Genomic DNA, 13036 nt, shown 5'->3' on the forward strand with positions numbered 1-13036 from the left:
ACCCCCGACCCCTCCCCTCAAGGGGGAGGGGAGCCGGCCGGACGGGCAGTCTCAGGCGTCTTCCAGCACGAAATGGCCGGGCGTCACTTGCCTGTAGCTCGCGGGAGGCGAGCTGTAGTCGAGCGGCCGGATGGGGCTGCGCAGCTCTTCTGCGACCCTGTCCGTGCGCCGCTCGCGCCGTGCCGACGGATCGGCGACGGGGACGGCGGCGAGCAGGCGGCGCGTATAGGGATGGGTCGGAGAGCCGATGACGGCGGCGCGCGGGCCGATCTCGACGATCCTGCCCAGATACATCACGGCGATGCGGTGGCTGATCCGTTCGACCACCGCCATGTCGTGGCTGATGAAGAGATAGGCGAGGCCCAGGTCCTCCTGCAGGTCGAGCATGAGGTCGGTGACCTGCGCCTTGATCGACACGTCCAGCGCCGACACGGCCTCGTCGGCGATCACCAGGCGCGGATCGAGCGCCAGGGACCGGGCAATGCAGATGCGCTGGCGCTGGCCGCCCGAGAACTCGTGCGGGAAGCGGTTGGCCGATGACGGATCGAGCTCGACGCGCCCGAGCAGATGCGCAACGCGGTCTTCCACTTCGCTGCCACTGGCGATGCCATGCACGCGAATGGGCTCGGCGATGGCCGAGCCGATGGTCTGGCGCGGGTCGAGCGAGCCATAGGGATCCTGGAAGATCATCTGCATTTGCCGGCGGATGCGCCGCAGGTCCTCGCCGGAACTGGCCAGGACGTTCTCGCCCTCGAACCGGACCTCGCCCGACGTCGGTGCATTGAGCCGCAGGATCGAGCGTCCGGTCGTCGATTTGCCGCAGCCGGATTCGCCGACCAGCGCCAGGGTTTCCCCGCGCTTTATAGCGAAGGATACTCCATCCACGGCATGAACATTGCCGGTGTGGCGGCCGAACATGCCGCTCCGCACCCGGAAGCGGGTCACCAGATCCTTGACCTCGAGAATCGGTGCATCCTGCTCGGGCCGTTGCGGTTTTGCCGGCGCGGCGGGAGCCGAGGCGCGAGGGCGAAACCGCATGGGGCCCTCATGAGCGGTCATGTCGCCGAGCCGCGGCACGGCGGCGAGAAGATCGCGGGTATAGGCGTGCTGCGGTGCAGCGAAAATCTGCCGGACGGCGCCTTGCTCGAGCAGCTCGCCGCGCCGCATCACCAGGACGTCGTCGGCGATCTCGGCCACCACGCCCATGTCATGGGTGATGAAGAGCACGCTGGTGCCGGTTTCACGCTGCAACTCCGCCAGAAGCCCCAGGATCTCGGCCTGGATGGTGACGTCGAGCGCCGTTGTCGGTTCGTCGGCGATGAGCAGGCGCGGCTTGCAGGCGAGGGCCATGGCGATCATCACGCGCTGGCGCATGCCGCCCGAAAAGGTGTGAGGGAATTCCGTGTAGCGGCGGGCCGCGTCGGGGATGCGCACCCTGTCGAAAAGGCGAAGGACCTCCTGCTTCGCCTCGGCCGGCGAAAGCTGCGTGTGGTAGCGCAGCGCCTCGGCGACCTGGTCGCCCACCCGCAGCACCGGGTTGAGGCTGGTCATAGGCTCCTGGAAGATCATGCCGGCGAGGCTGCCGCGCGCCTTTCGCAATTGGCGTCCGTCGAGGGCAAGCATATCCGTTCCCGCCAGGCGGACCGATCCGGACACGCGCGACTTCGCGGGCAGTAGCCGCATGATGGAGAGCGCCGTGACACTCTTGCCCGAACCGGATTCACCCACAAGGGCGAGGGTCTTGCCGGCCGCGAGGGTGAAGGAGACGCCCTTGACCACCTCGGACTTGCCGAAGGCGATGCGCAGGTTGTCGACTGAGAGAACCGGTTCGCTCATGAGTTCGTGCCCACCTTGGGATCGATGGCGTCACGCAGGCCATCGCCGATGAGATTGAGTGCCAGCACCAGTACGAGCACGGCGAGGCTGGGAAAGAGGGCGACCGAATAGCTGTCGAGGATGTTCTCGAAACCTTCGCGCACCATGCCACCCCAGGTGGGAGTCGGTGGCGCGATGCCGAGGCCTATGAAGGCGAGCGACGCTTCGGTGCGAACAGCGGTCGCCATCCACAGCGAGGCCATGACGATGATCTCGGGGACGATGTTTGGCAGGATGTGCCGGAACATGATGCGCAGATCGGAAAAGCCCAATGCATATCCGGCCTGGACGAACTCGCGCTCGCGCAGCGTCATCACCGGCGCCCGCGCGATGCGCGCGAAGGCGGGTACGGCGGTGAAGGCGATGGCGATGATGATGTTGGTGACGCTCGCTCCGAGCACCGCCACCAGGATGATGCCGAGGATCAGCGCAGGGAAGGCGAGGACCACGTCCATGACCTGCATGATCACGATATCGATGCGGCCGCCGAAATAGCCGGCGATCAGCCCGATCAGCGAGCCGAGGATGACGGCGAGCGTGATCGAGAGAATGCCGATGACCAGCGAATAGCGGGCGCCATGCAGCAGGCGCGAAAGGATGTCGCGGCCGTAGTAGTCCGTGCCCAGCCAATGCTCCCAGCTTGGTCCCTGCAGGCGGATGGTGATCCGCTGGGCAACCGGATCGTAGGGCGAGATGTAGGGAGCGAGGATGGCCAGGACCACGATGGCGACGAAGATGATCGCGCCGACGAGCGTCGTCGGATTGCTGGTCAGGGCCTTGCCGGTGAACCGCAGGGCGTTGCCGGCAAGCAGCAGAAACTCGTTGCGCGGCCGCGGGGCGGCTGCCGTGTCGGTTTTGCTCATTTGTACTGAACCCTCGGGTCGATGAGGCCATAGACGAGGTCGGTGGCAAGGTTCACGAGAACGACGATCAGCGTGTAGATGACCATCATGCCCTGCAGCATGGTGTAATCGCGCTGGTTGAGCGCACCCACGATCAGCTTGCCGAGGCCGGGGCGGTTGAAGACGATTTCGGTCAGCACGGAATTGCCGATCAGGATCCCGAGGTAGAGGCCGACAACGGTCACGACCGGGATGAGGCAGTTGCGCAGCGCGTGCCGCCAGACGATGGCGAAACCGGACGCGCCCTTGGCCATGGCCGTGCGCACATAGTCCTGGCTGAGCACCTCGAGCATGGAGGAGCGGGTCACGCGGGTGACATAGGCCGCCATGATCAGCGCCAGGTTCAGCGCCGGCAGGGCGAGGTCGCGCAGGCGCTCGAGAGGCGTGGTGCCCTGGCCGCCGCTGATGACGGGGAACCAGCGCAGCACGATGGCGAAGACCAGCAGCAGCACGATGCCGGAGACGAAGGCCGGAGCCGACAGGCCCAGCAACGACACCACGCGGGTGACGTAGTCGGGGATGCGGTTGCGGTTGACCGCCGCCCAGACCCCGGCAGGCAGGCCGAGGACCACCCCCAGGACCAGCGCGACGGCCGTCAGCTCCAGCGTATGGGGTAAGACGTTCAGGACTTCCTGGATGACCGGGCGGCCGGAAACGAGGGAGGTGCCCCAATCACCCCGCAGGGCACCTCCGAGGAACTGCAGATATTGCAGCGCTATGGGCTGGTCGAGGCCCATTCTCTCCCTGAGCAGGGCAATGCTCTGCGCGCTGGCCTGGTCGCCGAGGATGACGACGGTGGGATCACCCGGCAGGATCCTGATGACGAAGAACACCAGGGTCAGGACCGCAAGCAGGGTAACGACGGCAAAGCCGAGGCGGCGCAGAACAAAGCCCAGCATCAGTCGACCAGTCGCGTGGTTTCGTCGATCATCGGGGAGAGATTGAGCGACCCGGCGAGCGGGTAGGCGAATTGCACCTTGTTATTCCATGCATAGGGCTGGCCCATCTCATAGAGCGGTACGGCGCACAACGCCTCGACAATCTTGCGTTGCGCCTCAGCCCACAGCTCCTTCTGGCGTTCAGGATCGATCTCGGTGCGGGCCGCCTCGATCTCGGCATCCGCCACATCGCAGTGCGAGAAATTGGTGACCGCGCCGGGCGTCTGAACGATGGAGTTGGAGTCGAAGAACTGCGTCAGGAAGATATCGGCCACCGGCAGGCGGGCGGCGCCGTAGTAGACAACCTGGGAGAGGTCCTGGCGGATCTGCTCGTGGAAGGTCGGGTGATCCACCAGCTCGAAGTTGAGCCGGATGCCGACCTCGGCCAACTGGGCCTGGACCACTTCCATGGTCGTCAGCATGGCGGGCAGGGTGGTCTGCACGGTCTTCAGGTCGATGCCGTCCGGATAGCCGGCTTCGGCCAATAGGGCCCGGGCCTTTTCCGGATCGTATTCGGGCAGGTCCTGCGCCTCGTAGCCGAGATAGCCCGACGGAATGACGGAGGTGGCCTCGCGGGTCAGCATCTCGCCGCGGAAGGCGACGAGGCCGGCGCGGTCGACCGCATGGGCGATCGCCTGGCGGACGCGGATATCGTCGAGCGGCGGCTGGTTCATGTTGAGGTGCAGCTGATGCAACTCGTAGGGGCCGAGCACCGAGACGGTCGTGTCGGGCAACTGGGCGGTGCGGTCCAGCCACGACTGCTCGAAGCGGCCGTTGACGAGGTCGACTTCCCCGGACTGGAAGGCCAGGTCGCGGCTTGAGTCGGAGCCGAGATAGCGGAAGAGGATCTCCTTGATCTCGGGGGTGCCGCGGAAATACCCGTCGTTGGCGACGAGGCGCACGAACTGCTGCGACTGGTATTCGGCGAACGCGAACGGACCAGTACCTACCGGATTACGGCCGAAGTCCTCGCCCAGTTCGGTTCCGGCGGCCTCGCAGACGATCGAGCCGCCGTTGAACGGCACCAGCAGCCCGAGCATGCTGGGAACGGGGTGAGCGAGGCCGATTTCGACGGTATGGTCGTCTATCGCCTCGATGCGCTCGAAGGCGGCATAGTCGCCGGCATAGCTCGACGTCTCGGGTGAAGCGGCGCGCTTCAGCGAATAGACGACGTCACTGGCGGTGAGCGGGCCGTAATCCCGCTGGCAGGTGACGTCCTGGCGCAGGTTGAAGGTCCAGGTCAGCCCGTCTGCGGACGTGGTCCAGCTTTCGGCGATGTCGGGCTCGATGGTCTCGAGCGAGAACTGGCCCGGCGCGGTGCGCACCAGTCCGTTGAACATCCAGTTGATGACGTTCTTGTCCAGCGTGGCGCTGGCGCGGTGCGGGTCGAGGGTCGCCATGTCGTTGCCCGGCACGGCGATCGTCAGGGTCTGGGCGAGTGCGGCCGGTGTTCCCAGTCCGGCCAGCACGGCGGCGGTTGCCGCGCCCAGGGCGAGTGTCTTGTAGTTCATGAGTGTGCTCCCTTGCTCCATAACTCAATCGGTTCGAAGTCTATCCGTGCAGTGTCGCCCCCTCGGTGAACTCACGGCTGTTGTGGAAACGGCTGTATTTGAACGGCTCTATGGCGAGGCGCGCCGGGCGTTCCCGGACCAGATCGCTCACCAGCTTTCCGGTGATGGGACCGAGGCAGAACCCGTGACCGGAAAAGCCCATCGTCACGACCAGGCCCTCGATGCCGACATCAGCGTCGATGACCGGAATGGCGTCCGGGGTGAGGTCGATGAGACCTGCCCAGTAGTCCTCGATCTGCGCGGCCGCGAATGCCGGCACGATATCGCCGAAGAGATCGACGACTTCGGCCATGCTCTGACCCGTCGGCAGCACGCGCGGGCGCGTGCCGACCTCGGTGCGGGTCTCGGAAAGACCCCCGTGCCAGTCCTGCAGTCCGCTGGTGACGCGAAAGCGCCCGTTGTATTCCTGCCGGCCCGCGCAATCGGCATTTGCGACGCCGATGACCTGGGTGAGGACGGCGTCAACGGGGGCCGAGCGCAGCACGGTGACCATGGGAATCTGCAGCGGCACGTCTATGCCGAGGGGCCTCAGGATCTCGTTGCCGAAGATGCCGGCGGCCACGACCACCTTCCTGGTGGGAATGCGTCCCTGATCGGTAACGACGCCAGTCACCCTGCCGTCCTCGACCTCGATCGAGAGCACGCGCTCGCCGAAGCGGGTCTTGACGCCGAGACGCTCGGCGGCGCGCACGAACCCGAGCACGGTGCTGGAGGGATCGGCGCTGCCGTCGGTGGGGCAGAGCGAGGCCGTGAGCACGTGCTCGGCGATGGCCGGGGCAATCTCGCGGATGTCCTTGTTGGTCTTGAGCAGTTTCAGCTCGAGCCCGGCTGCCGTCTGGTCGCGCACGATGTCCTCGATGACGGCGGCTTCCTCGGGCGTGCGGGCAAGCCGAAGGTTGCCCCCGCGCCGGTAGTGGGTGGGGCTGTCGAGCTCGTCGGCGAGGGTCGCCCAGATATCCACCGCCGCCTTGGCCAGCGGCAATTCGGCCGGATGGCGGCCCGATTGGCGCACCCCCGCCAGCGTCCAGCCGGAGGCCATGGCCGCCGGGCCGAAGCGGTCCACCAGGACCACGTCCAGTCCTTCCCTGGCCAGCTCATAGGCGCTCGACGAGCCGGAAATGCCGGCGCCGATAATGACAACATCAGCCATTTGTCGCTCCCGATCCTCCTGCCTAGACCGTCACCCGGGTGACGACGTCGGGCGTTTCGGGATCGCGGATGTAGGCGATGAGGGCCAGCTCGAGTTTCATTTCGGCATGCGGCAGCGGACCGATGGCGATGGTGTGGGCCGGGTCGTTGGCCTCGACGCGTTCTGCGATTACGGCCAGCACCGGCTCGAGATCTTCCGGGCTGCCAACGCTCACATGGAAGCGCACGGTATCGGACAGCCTGGCGCCGACAGCGGCCAGCGCTCCGGAGAGATTGTCCAGCGCCTGATGCGCCTGGCGGGTGACGTCGGGCGACATCTCGCGGGTCTCGTAGTTCCGGCCCGCCGTGTTGGACGAATAGATCCAGTTCCCTACCTTCACCAGGCGGGAAAACTTGAACATCTCCTCGTATTTGCTGCCGCTTTTGACGCGCTCCACCGCAACCATTGCCTACTTCCTGAGTCGTTTTTTAGGCACCCACCGCGGGTGTCCATTTCATGGGCATGGAAGACCGGCAATTGGCTCCTGTCAACAGATATTCCAACTATCGATTTATAAATTCTTCGGAAATTCCGATTATAGGAACTCTATGAGGAGGCTTCGGCGTCTCCCCGGGCGGATGCCGCCCCACACTGAGCTGACGAATGGGGTAGGGAGGGCGGCAATATCGATGCCGTACGCATCCGCCGATCTGTCATACCACTTGCAAAATGCAATTGGTTTGCGTACCGTCTTCAACGGTACTCTCGAGGGCGGCATCGATCGCCTGGCATTCCCGAGCGAGGAAGAGCGCGTCAGCAGGTCGTGCCGCGACTGCCGGTTCGCTGTGCGGCTCCCGGAGGTCTTCATGAAGTTTCTTCTAACTTCCGCAGGCATCAGCAACCCGAGCATCTCCGATGCGCTCGTCGATTTGCTGGGCAAGCCGATTGCCCAGTCCAACGCCCTTTTCATCCCGACAGCCATCTATCCCTTTCCCGGCGGCGCGGGCATGGCCTGGAAGGCGATCTGCGGCAAGGGGCCGAACCCGTTGTGCCAGCTGGGTTGGAAGTCCCTGGGCGTGCTGGAACTCACCGCGCTGCCGAGCATCCGGGAAGAAAACTGGGTTCCGGCGGTCCGGGAAGCTGACGCGCTCCTCGTTTGGGGAGGTGACGTGCTGTATCTGACCTATTGGATGCGTCAGTCGGGTCTGGCAGACATCCTGCCGTCGCTGACCGAAACGGTCTACGTGGGGGTAAGCGCCGGGAGCATCGCGATGACCCCCTACAATTGCGACGCGGAGTTCGACTTGCAGTTTGTACCCGACGGCAGCGATATGGGGCAGGGAGCCGACAGGGCGCTTGGTTTGGTGGATTTCACGTTGTATCCGCACCTCAATCATCCGGAGATGCCGGACACGACATTGGCCAACATCGAAAAATGGGCGTCCGGGATCCCGGTCCCGACATATGCGATCGATGACGAGACGGCCATCAAGGTGGTCGGCGGCAAGACTGAGGTCGTCTCCGAAGGGAACTGGCGGCTGTTCACCCCCTGACATCGACTCGAACGCGAGGGGATTCGCCCGGTGAACCGCGCCCTAAAAGCGGATCGCATGCGCCAACAAGAAAGCCGCCCGTGGAGCGTTGAACGGGCGGCAGTTGTGGACGGCTAGATTTAGGGTCGGGAGCCCCGGCTCGGGGACAAGCCGTTGGGGACAGGCGAAGTGGGGCTCCCGATGGTAAAAACCCGTTAACTCTTGTTTGGTTGCTTCCGCTGGCTAGTCATTCAGCAGGGCGTAGAAAAGCCATCCGAAGAGGACGATGAAGGCGGCGACGAAGACCGCGATACGGAGAGCCCCGGTGCGCGGATCGAGCCCGAAGACCGCGCGTTCGGCCGGGCCGCTGCCCAGATCCTCGAGGGACGGTTTCTCCTCTGGCCTGTCGATGTCGGTATTCGGTTTTTCCGTGTCGGGCATCGGTCTGTGTCATCCGACATGCTGCTCGGGCGGGACGGCGAAGCGGCCTTGCGGGGTGATGAGGGTCACCACATGCCCATCCAGGTCGCGCAACACTGCCCGCTCTCCGTGCACGTCACCCGGCTGCTCGATGATCTCGATGTCGAACGAACGCACCGCGTCGAGCGCGGCGATCACGTCCGGCACGACGATCTCGATGTAGGAGCCCTGCGCCTCGCCGCGTGCCGCCTTGGGTACGAACTCGCTGACCCAGTCGATGAGCCCGAGCTGCGCGTCGCTGTCCGGTCCCGGCGCCAGGAGGGCGTACCAGGGTTCCGAGCGCACGAGCTCGAAGCCGGTCAGGCGCTGGTAGAAATCGGTGCTGCCGCGGATGTCGCGGGTGAGCAGGTTGGTGGAAAGGCCGGTGGTCGCTGTCATCGGGGTTCCTCGCTGATGCGGAATGAACCGACTGCCGGCTGTCCGGGTTCCGGCATCCGACGGTCCTGCGCGATCGATCCTTTGGAAGGCGCATGCGTTCTGGTCAGACATCCCAAACGCGGAGACGACACATGCCGCACTCCCAGAAGAAGCCCACCGGCGGGCGGGCAAAGAGCGAGAACGTCGATTTCCTCGTCGACCGGTTCGGCATCGCCAGTCCCAAGGCCGCCGGCCTTGTTGCGGACGACGAGAGCGAGGCCGACACGCTCTCGAGCGAGAAGAACGCCCGCGAGCACCGGGTCGACGATCTGGCGGATGCGCCAGTGCCCGAGGAGGCCAGATCGGACCACATCGCCGACAGCGATGAGGACGCGCTGAAGCCCGTCCTGCACAACCGCAAGGGTTAGGTCAGGGGGCGCTTGCTAGGCCTTGCGCGGCGGAGCATCGTCCTCGACTTCCGTCTCGGGACGGTCGTCGCCGCGCGCGACCTCCTCGTGCCAATCGCCCTCCTTGTCCTGGTACTGGATGGCTTCGCTCTGGCCGGCGGCTCTCTGCCGCTCCGCCGCCTGTTCGGCAGCCTCCAGCGCCGCAGCATGGGTCGGGTAGGTTTCGGAAAAAACGTCGCCGACCTTGTAGGCAAAGCCGTCATCGTGCTCGACGATCTCGTATCGGACAGTCATGGCAAATCTCCGGGTTTGCACTGAAACCACGTCGGCTCGTCACAGTTCGGGATTTAACATGGGTTAAGCAGGGCTCGTCCGTCCCGGAAGTGCGGCGATCCACATGGATGGCCGATCTCTGCAACCCGTGTCCCTGCTGGCGAATTGGTCATCTGGAAAGGACGAACGACCCGATGGCACCCCACTACGACGATCCGCAGCATATCGAAGGCTTCGAGGAAGCGGTCCGCGATACGGCCTATTTCCTCTGGGAACAGGCCGGCCGTCCCGACGGCCGCTCCGACGAGTTCTGGTACCAGGCTCTCGCCATCCATGTGCGCGAGCGCGCCTACGGCATCTGGCGGCGCCAGCTCGAGGAGGACGGGACGTTTGCGGAAGGCGAGGGAGCGGGCGCGGAAGGCGAGGGGAGCCGGCAGCCCGGTGAAACCGAGCCCATCGGCGATATCAGCCAAACGGACCTCTCGGAAGACGAGGCGCTGCAGGTCGCAGAAGGGATCGAGCACGAGCGCGATGCCTGAGGCTCACCTCACCCGCTCCGACACCGGCCCCGTATAGCGTTGCCGCACGATCCGGGCGATGCGCTTGCGGCTCTCGTGCGCGGAGAGCGACGTGTCGTTCTCGATCGCCTCCGCCTAGTCGGCGAGCGCGTCGTCCTGGATGCGGCCGCGAAACCATTTGGAATAGTCGTTGAGCCGCAGGTGATGCTCCCAGGTCGCATCGTCCAGCCCTTCGGCGATCTGCAGGAAGATGATGAGGTTGTGCGCCCGGATGTTGAGCGCGTAGTCTGGGCCGCGGAAATAGAAGCTGCGCTCCTCGTCCAGCACCCCCTCGGCATATTTGCGCGTGTGCCGCTTGTGAACCTGGCGCGGATGCACCGGTTTCACCCTCTTGGGCGCGCGGTCGGTGAAACGCCGCCAATAGAGCACGTGCTCGTCGTCCGGCGGATCCTTAATGTGCGGGGAGTCCTCGCCAAGGCTCTGCGAGAGGGCCTCCAGCACCTTTCCGGCCTTGGGCCCGAGCCCCAGCACCACCGAGACATGGGCGAGCGCCTCGCGCGAGATCGCTTCGGGATGAACGGTCACCAATATCATGCCGCTCGGCTTCTGCGGCAGGGCGAGCGGCGCGCCGTCATGGGCGGCGGGCAGCAGATGATGGGCCTCGTCCATGATGACCCAGTGCGGGCGGCCCGTGCGCGAGCGCAGGCTCAGAAGCTCCGGATTGAGGCTGGCAAAGAAATCCGGCCGCTCGCGCATCTCGAGCGAAAGCGTGTTGACCACGACATTGGTGCGCGGGTTCTTCACCAGTTCGACGATCTCGGTTTTGCTCGGCGGGTTGTCGGCGCCCCCCACCGTGACGGCGTCCTCGAGCTCGTCGTAGTCGCCTTCGGGATCGAAGACGCAGAACTGGAAGCCGAGACCCACCAGCTTCTCGGTCAGCGCCGTCACCAGCGTCGATTTGCCGATGCCCGAGCTGCCGGCGATGAGGACCACGTCGCGCGGGTCGATCTCGACGTCCTCGCCGTCATCGCCGGTGCCGACCACGATGGCGTGGCGCTTGCTGATGCCGAGGGAGGATTCATCGGAGATCAGGCGCCCGATCAACTCCTCCATGCCGGCCCCGCGCGGAGATTTCGTCACCAGGTCCGCCGTCTCCTTGAGCGAGGGGACGGCGTTGGCCATGGCGGCGCTCAGCCCGCAGACACGAAGGAACGCATGGTCGTTTTCCGCATCGCCCGTGCCGAGGACGTTGAGCGGCGAAAGGCCCAGCTCGGCAAGCGCGGCATCGAGCCCGCTGGCCTTGTTGATCCCGGTGGGCAGCACCATCACGGCGCCCTTGTTGAAGATGATCTCCAGCTCGAGGCCGAACTCGCGGATCGTTTCGAGGACGCTCGACTGGTAAGGCTCCCAGGTGGCGACGATGGTGCGGCCGACCGAGAGGCGCTCGACACCCCTATGCCGAAGGCGCTCAACGAACTCGGGTGGAGGAGGAGGACCGAGCGGCCGTTCCTCCTCGGTTTGCGGGGTATAGAGCAGTGCGCCGTTCTCAAGGACGGCCTTGTCGAAAAGATCGAGCCGTTTGAATACCCGTTTCAGGTCCGGCAATTCGCGGCCGGTCACAAGGATCAACCTGCGACCGGTCTCGCGCAGTTGCGTGAGGGCCGCGATAGTCGTCTCCGGCACGCCGCCGTGCTCGGCGATCGTACCGTCGTAGTCCGTGGCAAGCGCATGGAAGTACACGCTGGGCCGCGCTCCTATGATATGGCTGGCTGGTCAGTGAAGCGTATCGGGATCGGGCCAGAGGTTGCGTACCTCCGAGGGCAGCGCTTCGCGCACTTTGCGCACCTCGCCCGGGTCCACATAGTGCGAGAGCACCTTGAACACCGTCTTCACCGCGTCGGTGGAATCCACCGGCCTGATGAATTTCAGCTCCTGTTCCACCTGGGACAGGAACTCCTCGAGCGTGCGCGAGCGAACCGGCTGCTTGGAAGGCTGGTACTGGTCGTAATAGGTACCACGCACGAGGAGCGGCAATTGTGCGCCCAGATGCGCCGAGAGGTCCGGCGGCAACCGGTCGCGCAGCGACCGCAGCACGGCGCTGAGCACGTGCCAGGCAACCTGCCGGTCGGGGCCGTGGTCCTCCATGATTTCCTTGAGCCAGGTGTTGGTGACCTGAAGGGTCTTGTCGAATGCGTCGAGCCCTGTCGCGCTCATGGCCGCCTCCCATGAAAGTTCGGGTGATACCCATCAAACGGACGCCCGCCACACGGGTTCCGGGGAACCTCCCCATGCGTGTCGGGATTGAACGAACTGGAGAGAGCAACATGCAAACCTACGATCCCCACAAGAACACCAAGGAAGTCCGCCAGGGTAGCACCCGCTGGATGAACACGCGCGTGCTGGTCATCTCGACGATCGCCGTCGTGCTGGCGTTCGCCCTCATCTACGTCTGGTTCTTCATCGTCGGCAGCAACTGACGGAAAGGGAAATGCTATGGCCGCCAATATCGACGATCGGCAGCATGAGCGCCCCTATCGCGCCGAAGAGGGCCCGCCCGAATCCCGCCCCGGCCGCCAGCTCGACGACAACAAGGACGATCTCGGACGCGATGCGAACGAAGCGGAAAATGAGGCCATCCGCGAGGCGGAGGTCCGCGATCCCGCTCCAATGGGCATTTACCGGCTCGTTCCCATAGCCCGGCCCGACGACAGTAATTGGGACCGCACGACCGACCAGGGCGAGGTTCTCGTGCGTGCCCGCTCCTCGGGTGATGCCCGGGTGGTCGCGTCCGAAGGGGAAGCACGCGCCGCAGGCAAGGATCCGGCGGTGGAAACCACCCAGCTCCTCGCCAGCGCCTTCCGCGATTCCCATCTCTATGCGGTCCGTTTCGTGACCGACACCCAGTATCCGGCAGAGGGCCCGCGTGAGGTGCTCAAGGCCAGCTTCCATGCGGTGCCGACCGGTCCGCAGGCGCAGGAAGACTATTAGCGAGGAACAAACCTCGCGGCTAAGCCGTTCCACCGCAAAGCTATTTCCTGTCACCAGTTCAGCGGC

General features: G+C 65.1%; 15 protein-coding genes and 1 pseudogene. 5 read left to right on the forward strand and 11 right to left on the reverse strand.

Going from position 1 to position 13036, the window contains the following annotated elements; translation table 11 throughout:
• Nucleotides 1-51 precede the first annotated feature (51 nt).
• From VE25_RS05580 to VE25_RS05605, 6 genes are read right to left on the reverse strand one after another with little or no spacing between them, the layout of a single operon-like run.
• A complete protein-coding gene (locus tag VE25_RS05580; protein WP_046107614.1) occupies nucleotides 52-1836 on the reverse strand; it encodes an ABC transporter ATP-binding protein in 1785 nt (594 codons plus the stop codon).
• Complete coding sequence (locus VE25_RS05585; protein ID WP_083988740.1) at nucleotides 1833-2738, reverse strand: ABC transporter permease; 906 nt, start codon at nucleotides 2736-2738, stop codon at nucleotides 1833-1835. Before VE25_RS05585 ends, VE25_RS05580 begins: the two co-directional genes overlap by 4 nt.
• Nucleotides 2735-3676 carry an ABC transporter permease gene (locus VE25_RS05590; protein ID WP_046107615.1) on the reverse strand — a complete coding sequence of 314 codons (942 nt, stop codon included), beginning with the start codon at nucleotides 3674-3676 and terminating at the stop codon, nucleotides 2735-2737. Before VE25_RS05590 ends, VE25_RS05585 begins: the two co-directional genes overlap by 4 nt.
• On the reverse strand, nucleotides 3676-5226 hold the full coding sequence (locus VE25_RS05595) for an ABC transporter substrate-binding protein (protein ID WP_046107616.1): 1551 nt from the start codon (nucleotides 5224-5226) through the stop codon (nucleotides 3676-3678). Before VE25_RS05595 ends, VE25_RS05590 begins: the two co-directional genes overlap by 1 nt.
• Before the next feature lie 40 nt (nucleotides 5227-5266).
• The gene (locus VE25_RS05600; RefSeq protein WP_046107617.1) at nucleotides 5267-6436 is read right to left on the reverse strand and encodes an NAD(P)/FAD-dependent oxidoreductase; all 1170 of its coding nucleotides are present in this window, start codon (nucleotides 6434-6436) and stop codon (nucleotides 5267-5269) included.
• A gap of 22 nt (nucleotides 6437-6458) precedes the next feature.
• Nucleotides 6459-6881: a Rid family hydrolase gene (locus VE25_RS05605; RefSeq protein ID WP_046107618.1), complete on the reverse strand. Its 423-nt coding sequence runs from the start codon at nucleotides 6879-6881 to the stop codon at nucleotides 6459-6461.
• A gap of 223 nt (nucleotides 6882-7104) precedes the next feature.
• Here VE25_RS05605 and VE25_RS05610 point away from each other — a divergent pair, with 223 nt between their 5' ends.
• Nucleotides 7105-7968, forward strand: a complete 864-nt coding sequence (locus VE25_RS05610; protein ID WP_201776044.1) for a Type 1 glutamine amidotransferase-like domain-containing protein — start codon at nucleotides 7105-7107, stop codon at nucleotides 7966-7968.
• Nucleotides 7969-8190: 222 nt separating this feature from the next.
• Here VE25_RS05610 and VE25_RS05615 read toward each other — a convergent pair whose 3' ends face one another.
• Together VE25_RS05615 and VE25_RS05620 are read right to left on the reverse strand one after the other, a co-directional pair.
• Complete coding sequence (locus VE25_RS05615) at nucleotides 8191-8388, reverse strand: hypothetical protein (RefSeq protein WP_046107619.1); 198 nt, start codon at nucleotides 8386-8388, stop codon at nucleotides 8191-8193.
• Between the two features lie 9 nt (nucleotides 8389-8397).
• A complete protein-coding gene (locus VE25_RS05620) occupies nucleotides 8398-8805 on the reverse strand; it encodes a VOC family protein (RefSeq protein WP_046107620.1) in 408 nt (135 codons plus the stop codon).
• A gap of 131 nt (nucleotides 8806-8936) precedes the next feature.
• On the opposite strand from VE25_RS05620, the gene VE25_RS05625 reads away from it, so the two are divergent.
• Nucleotides 8937-9212, forward strand: a complete 276-nt coding sequence (locus VE25_RS05625; RefSeq protein WP_046107621.1) for a hypothetical protein — start codon at nucleotides 8937-8939, stop codon at nucleotides 9210-9212.
• A 15-nt stretch (nucleotides 9213-9227) separates the two neighbouring features.
• Here the strand turns inward: VE25_RS05625 and VE25_RS05630 are convergent, their stop codons facing one another.
• Nucleotides 9228-9485, reverse strand: a complete 258-nt coding sequence (locus VE25_RS05630; RefSeq protein ID WP_046107622.1) for a DUF2188 domain-containing protein — start codon at nucleotides 9483-9485, stop codon at nucleotides 9228-9230.
• Between the two features lie 173 nt (nucleotides 9486-9658).
• Between VE25_RS05630 and VE25_RS23095 the strand changes: the two genes are divergently transcribed.
• Complete coding sequence (locus tag VE25_RS23095; RefSeq protein ID WP_046107623.1) at nucleotides 9659-10003, forward strand: DUF2934 domain-containing protein; 345 nt, start codon at nucleotides 9659-9661, stop codon at nucleotides 10001-10003.
• A 3-nt stretch (nucleotides 10004-10006) separates the two neighbouring features.
• Here VE25_RS23095 and VE25_RS05640 read toward each other — a convergent pair.
• A pseudogene (locus VE25_RS05640) lies at nucleotides 10007-11722 on the reverse strand (HAD family hydrolase).
• A 33-nt stretch (nucleotides 11723-11755) separates the two neighbouring features.
• Complete coding sequence (locus VE25_RS05645) at nucleotides 11756-12196, reverse strand: DUF2267 domain-containing protein (protein WP_046107624.1); 441 nt, start codon at nucleotides 12194-12196, stop codon at nucleotides 11756-11758.
• Nucleotides 12197-12306: 110 nt separating this feature from the next.
• Here VE25_RS05645 and VE25_RS22915 point away from each other — a divergent pair, with 110 nt between their 5' ends.
• Both VE25_RS22915 and VE25_RS21710 read left to right on the forward strand, forming a co-directional pair.
• Nucleotides 12307-12459, forward strand: a complete 153-nt coding sequence (locus tag VE25_RS22915) for a hypothetical protein (RefSeq protein ID WP_160299951.1) — start codon at nucleotides 12307-12309, stop codon at nucleotides 12457-12459.
• A 16-nt stretch (nucleotides 12460-12475) separates the two neighbouring features.
• Nucleotides 12476-12970 carry a hypothetical protein gene (locus VE25_RS21710; RefSeq protein ID WP_052731746.1) on the forward strand — a complete coding sequence of 165 codons (495 nt, stop codon included), beginning with the start codon at nucleotides 12476-12478 and terminating at the stop codon, nucleotides 12968-12970.
• Nucleotides 12971-13036: the final 66 nt, after the last annotated feature.

It is taken from the genome of Devosia geojensis, from assembly GCF_000969415.1.
In the GTDB taxonomy this organism is placed as follows: domain Bacteria; phylum Pseudomonadota; class Alphaproteobacteria; order Rhizobiales; family Devosiaceae; genus Devosia; species Devosia geojensis.

Bases quoted from the DNA above. Each gene is read 5' to 3' on its own strand.
- VE25_RS05580 (WP_046107614.1), bottom strand. From the start codon at position 1,836: ATGAGCGAACCGGTTCTCTCAGTCGACAACCTGCGCATCGCCTTCGGC.
- VE25_RS05585 (WP_083988740.1), bottom strand. From the start codon at position 2,738: ATGAGCAAAACCGACACGGCAGCCGCCCCGCGGCCGCGCAACGAGTTT.
- VE25_RS05590 (WP_046107615.1), bottom strand. From the start codon at position 3,676: ATGCTGGGCTTTGTTCTGCGCCGCCTCGGCTTTGCCGTCGTTACCCTG.
- VE25_RS05595 (WP_046107616.1), bottom strand. From the start codon at position 5,226: ATGAACTACAAGACACTCGCCCTGGGCGCGGCAACCGCCGCCGTGCTG.
- VE25_RS05600 (WP_046107617.1), bottom strand. From the start codon at position 6,436: ATGGCTGATGTTGTCATTATCGGCGCCGGCATTTCCGGCTCGTCGAGC.
- VE25_RS05605 (WP_046107618.1), bottom strand. From the start codon at position 6,881: ATGGTTGCGGTGGAGCGCGTCAAAAGCGGCAGCAAATACGAGGAGATG.
- VE25_RS05610 (WP_201776044.1), top strand. From the start codon at position 7,105: ATGCCGTACGCATCCGCCGATCTGTCATACCACTTGCAAAATGCAATT.
- VE25_RS05615 (WP_046107619.1), bottom strand. From the start codon at position 8,388: ATGCCCGACACGGAAAAACCGAATACCGACATCGACAGGCCAGAGGAG.
- VE25_RS05620 (WP_046107620.1), bottom strand. From the start codon at position 8,805: ATGACAGCGACCACCGGCCTTTCCACCAACCTGCTCACCCGCGACATC.
- VE25_RS05625 (WP_046107621.1), top strand. From the start codon at position 8,937: ATGCCGCACTCCCAGAAGAAGCCCACCGGCGGGCGGGCAAAGAGCGAG.
- VE25_RS05630 (WP_046107622.1), bottom strand. From the start codon at position 9,485: ATGACTGTCCGATACGAGATCGTCGAGCACGATGACGGCTTTGCCTAC.
- VE25_RS23095 (WP_046107623.1), top strand. From the start codon at position 9,659: ATGGCACCCCACTACGACGATCCGCAGCATATCGAAGGCTTCGAGGAA.
- VE25_RS05645 (WP_046107624.1), bottom strand. From the start codon at position 12,196: ATGAGCGCGACAGGGCTCGACGCATTCGACAAGACCCTTCAGGTCACC.
- VE25_RS22915 (WP_160299951.1), top strand. From the start codon at position 12,307: ATGCAAACCTACGATCCCCACAAGAACACCAAGGAAGTCCGCCAGGGT.
- VE25_RS21710 (WP_052731746.1), top strand. From the start codon at position 12,476: ATGGCCGCCAATATCGACGATCGGCAGCATGAGCGCCCCTATCGCGCC.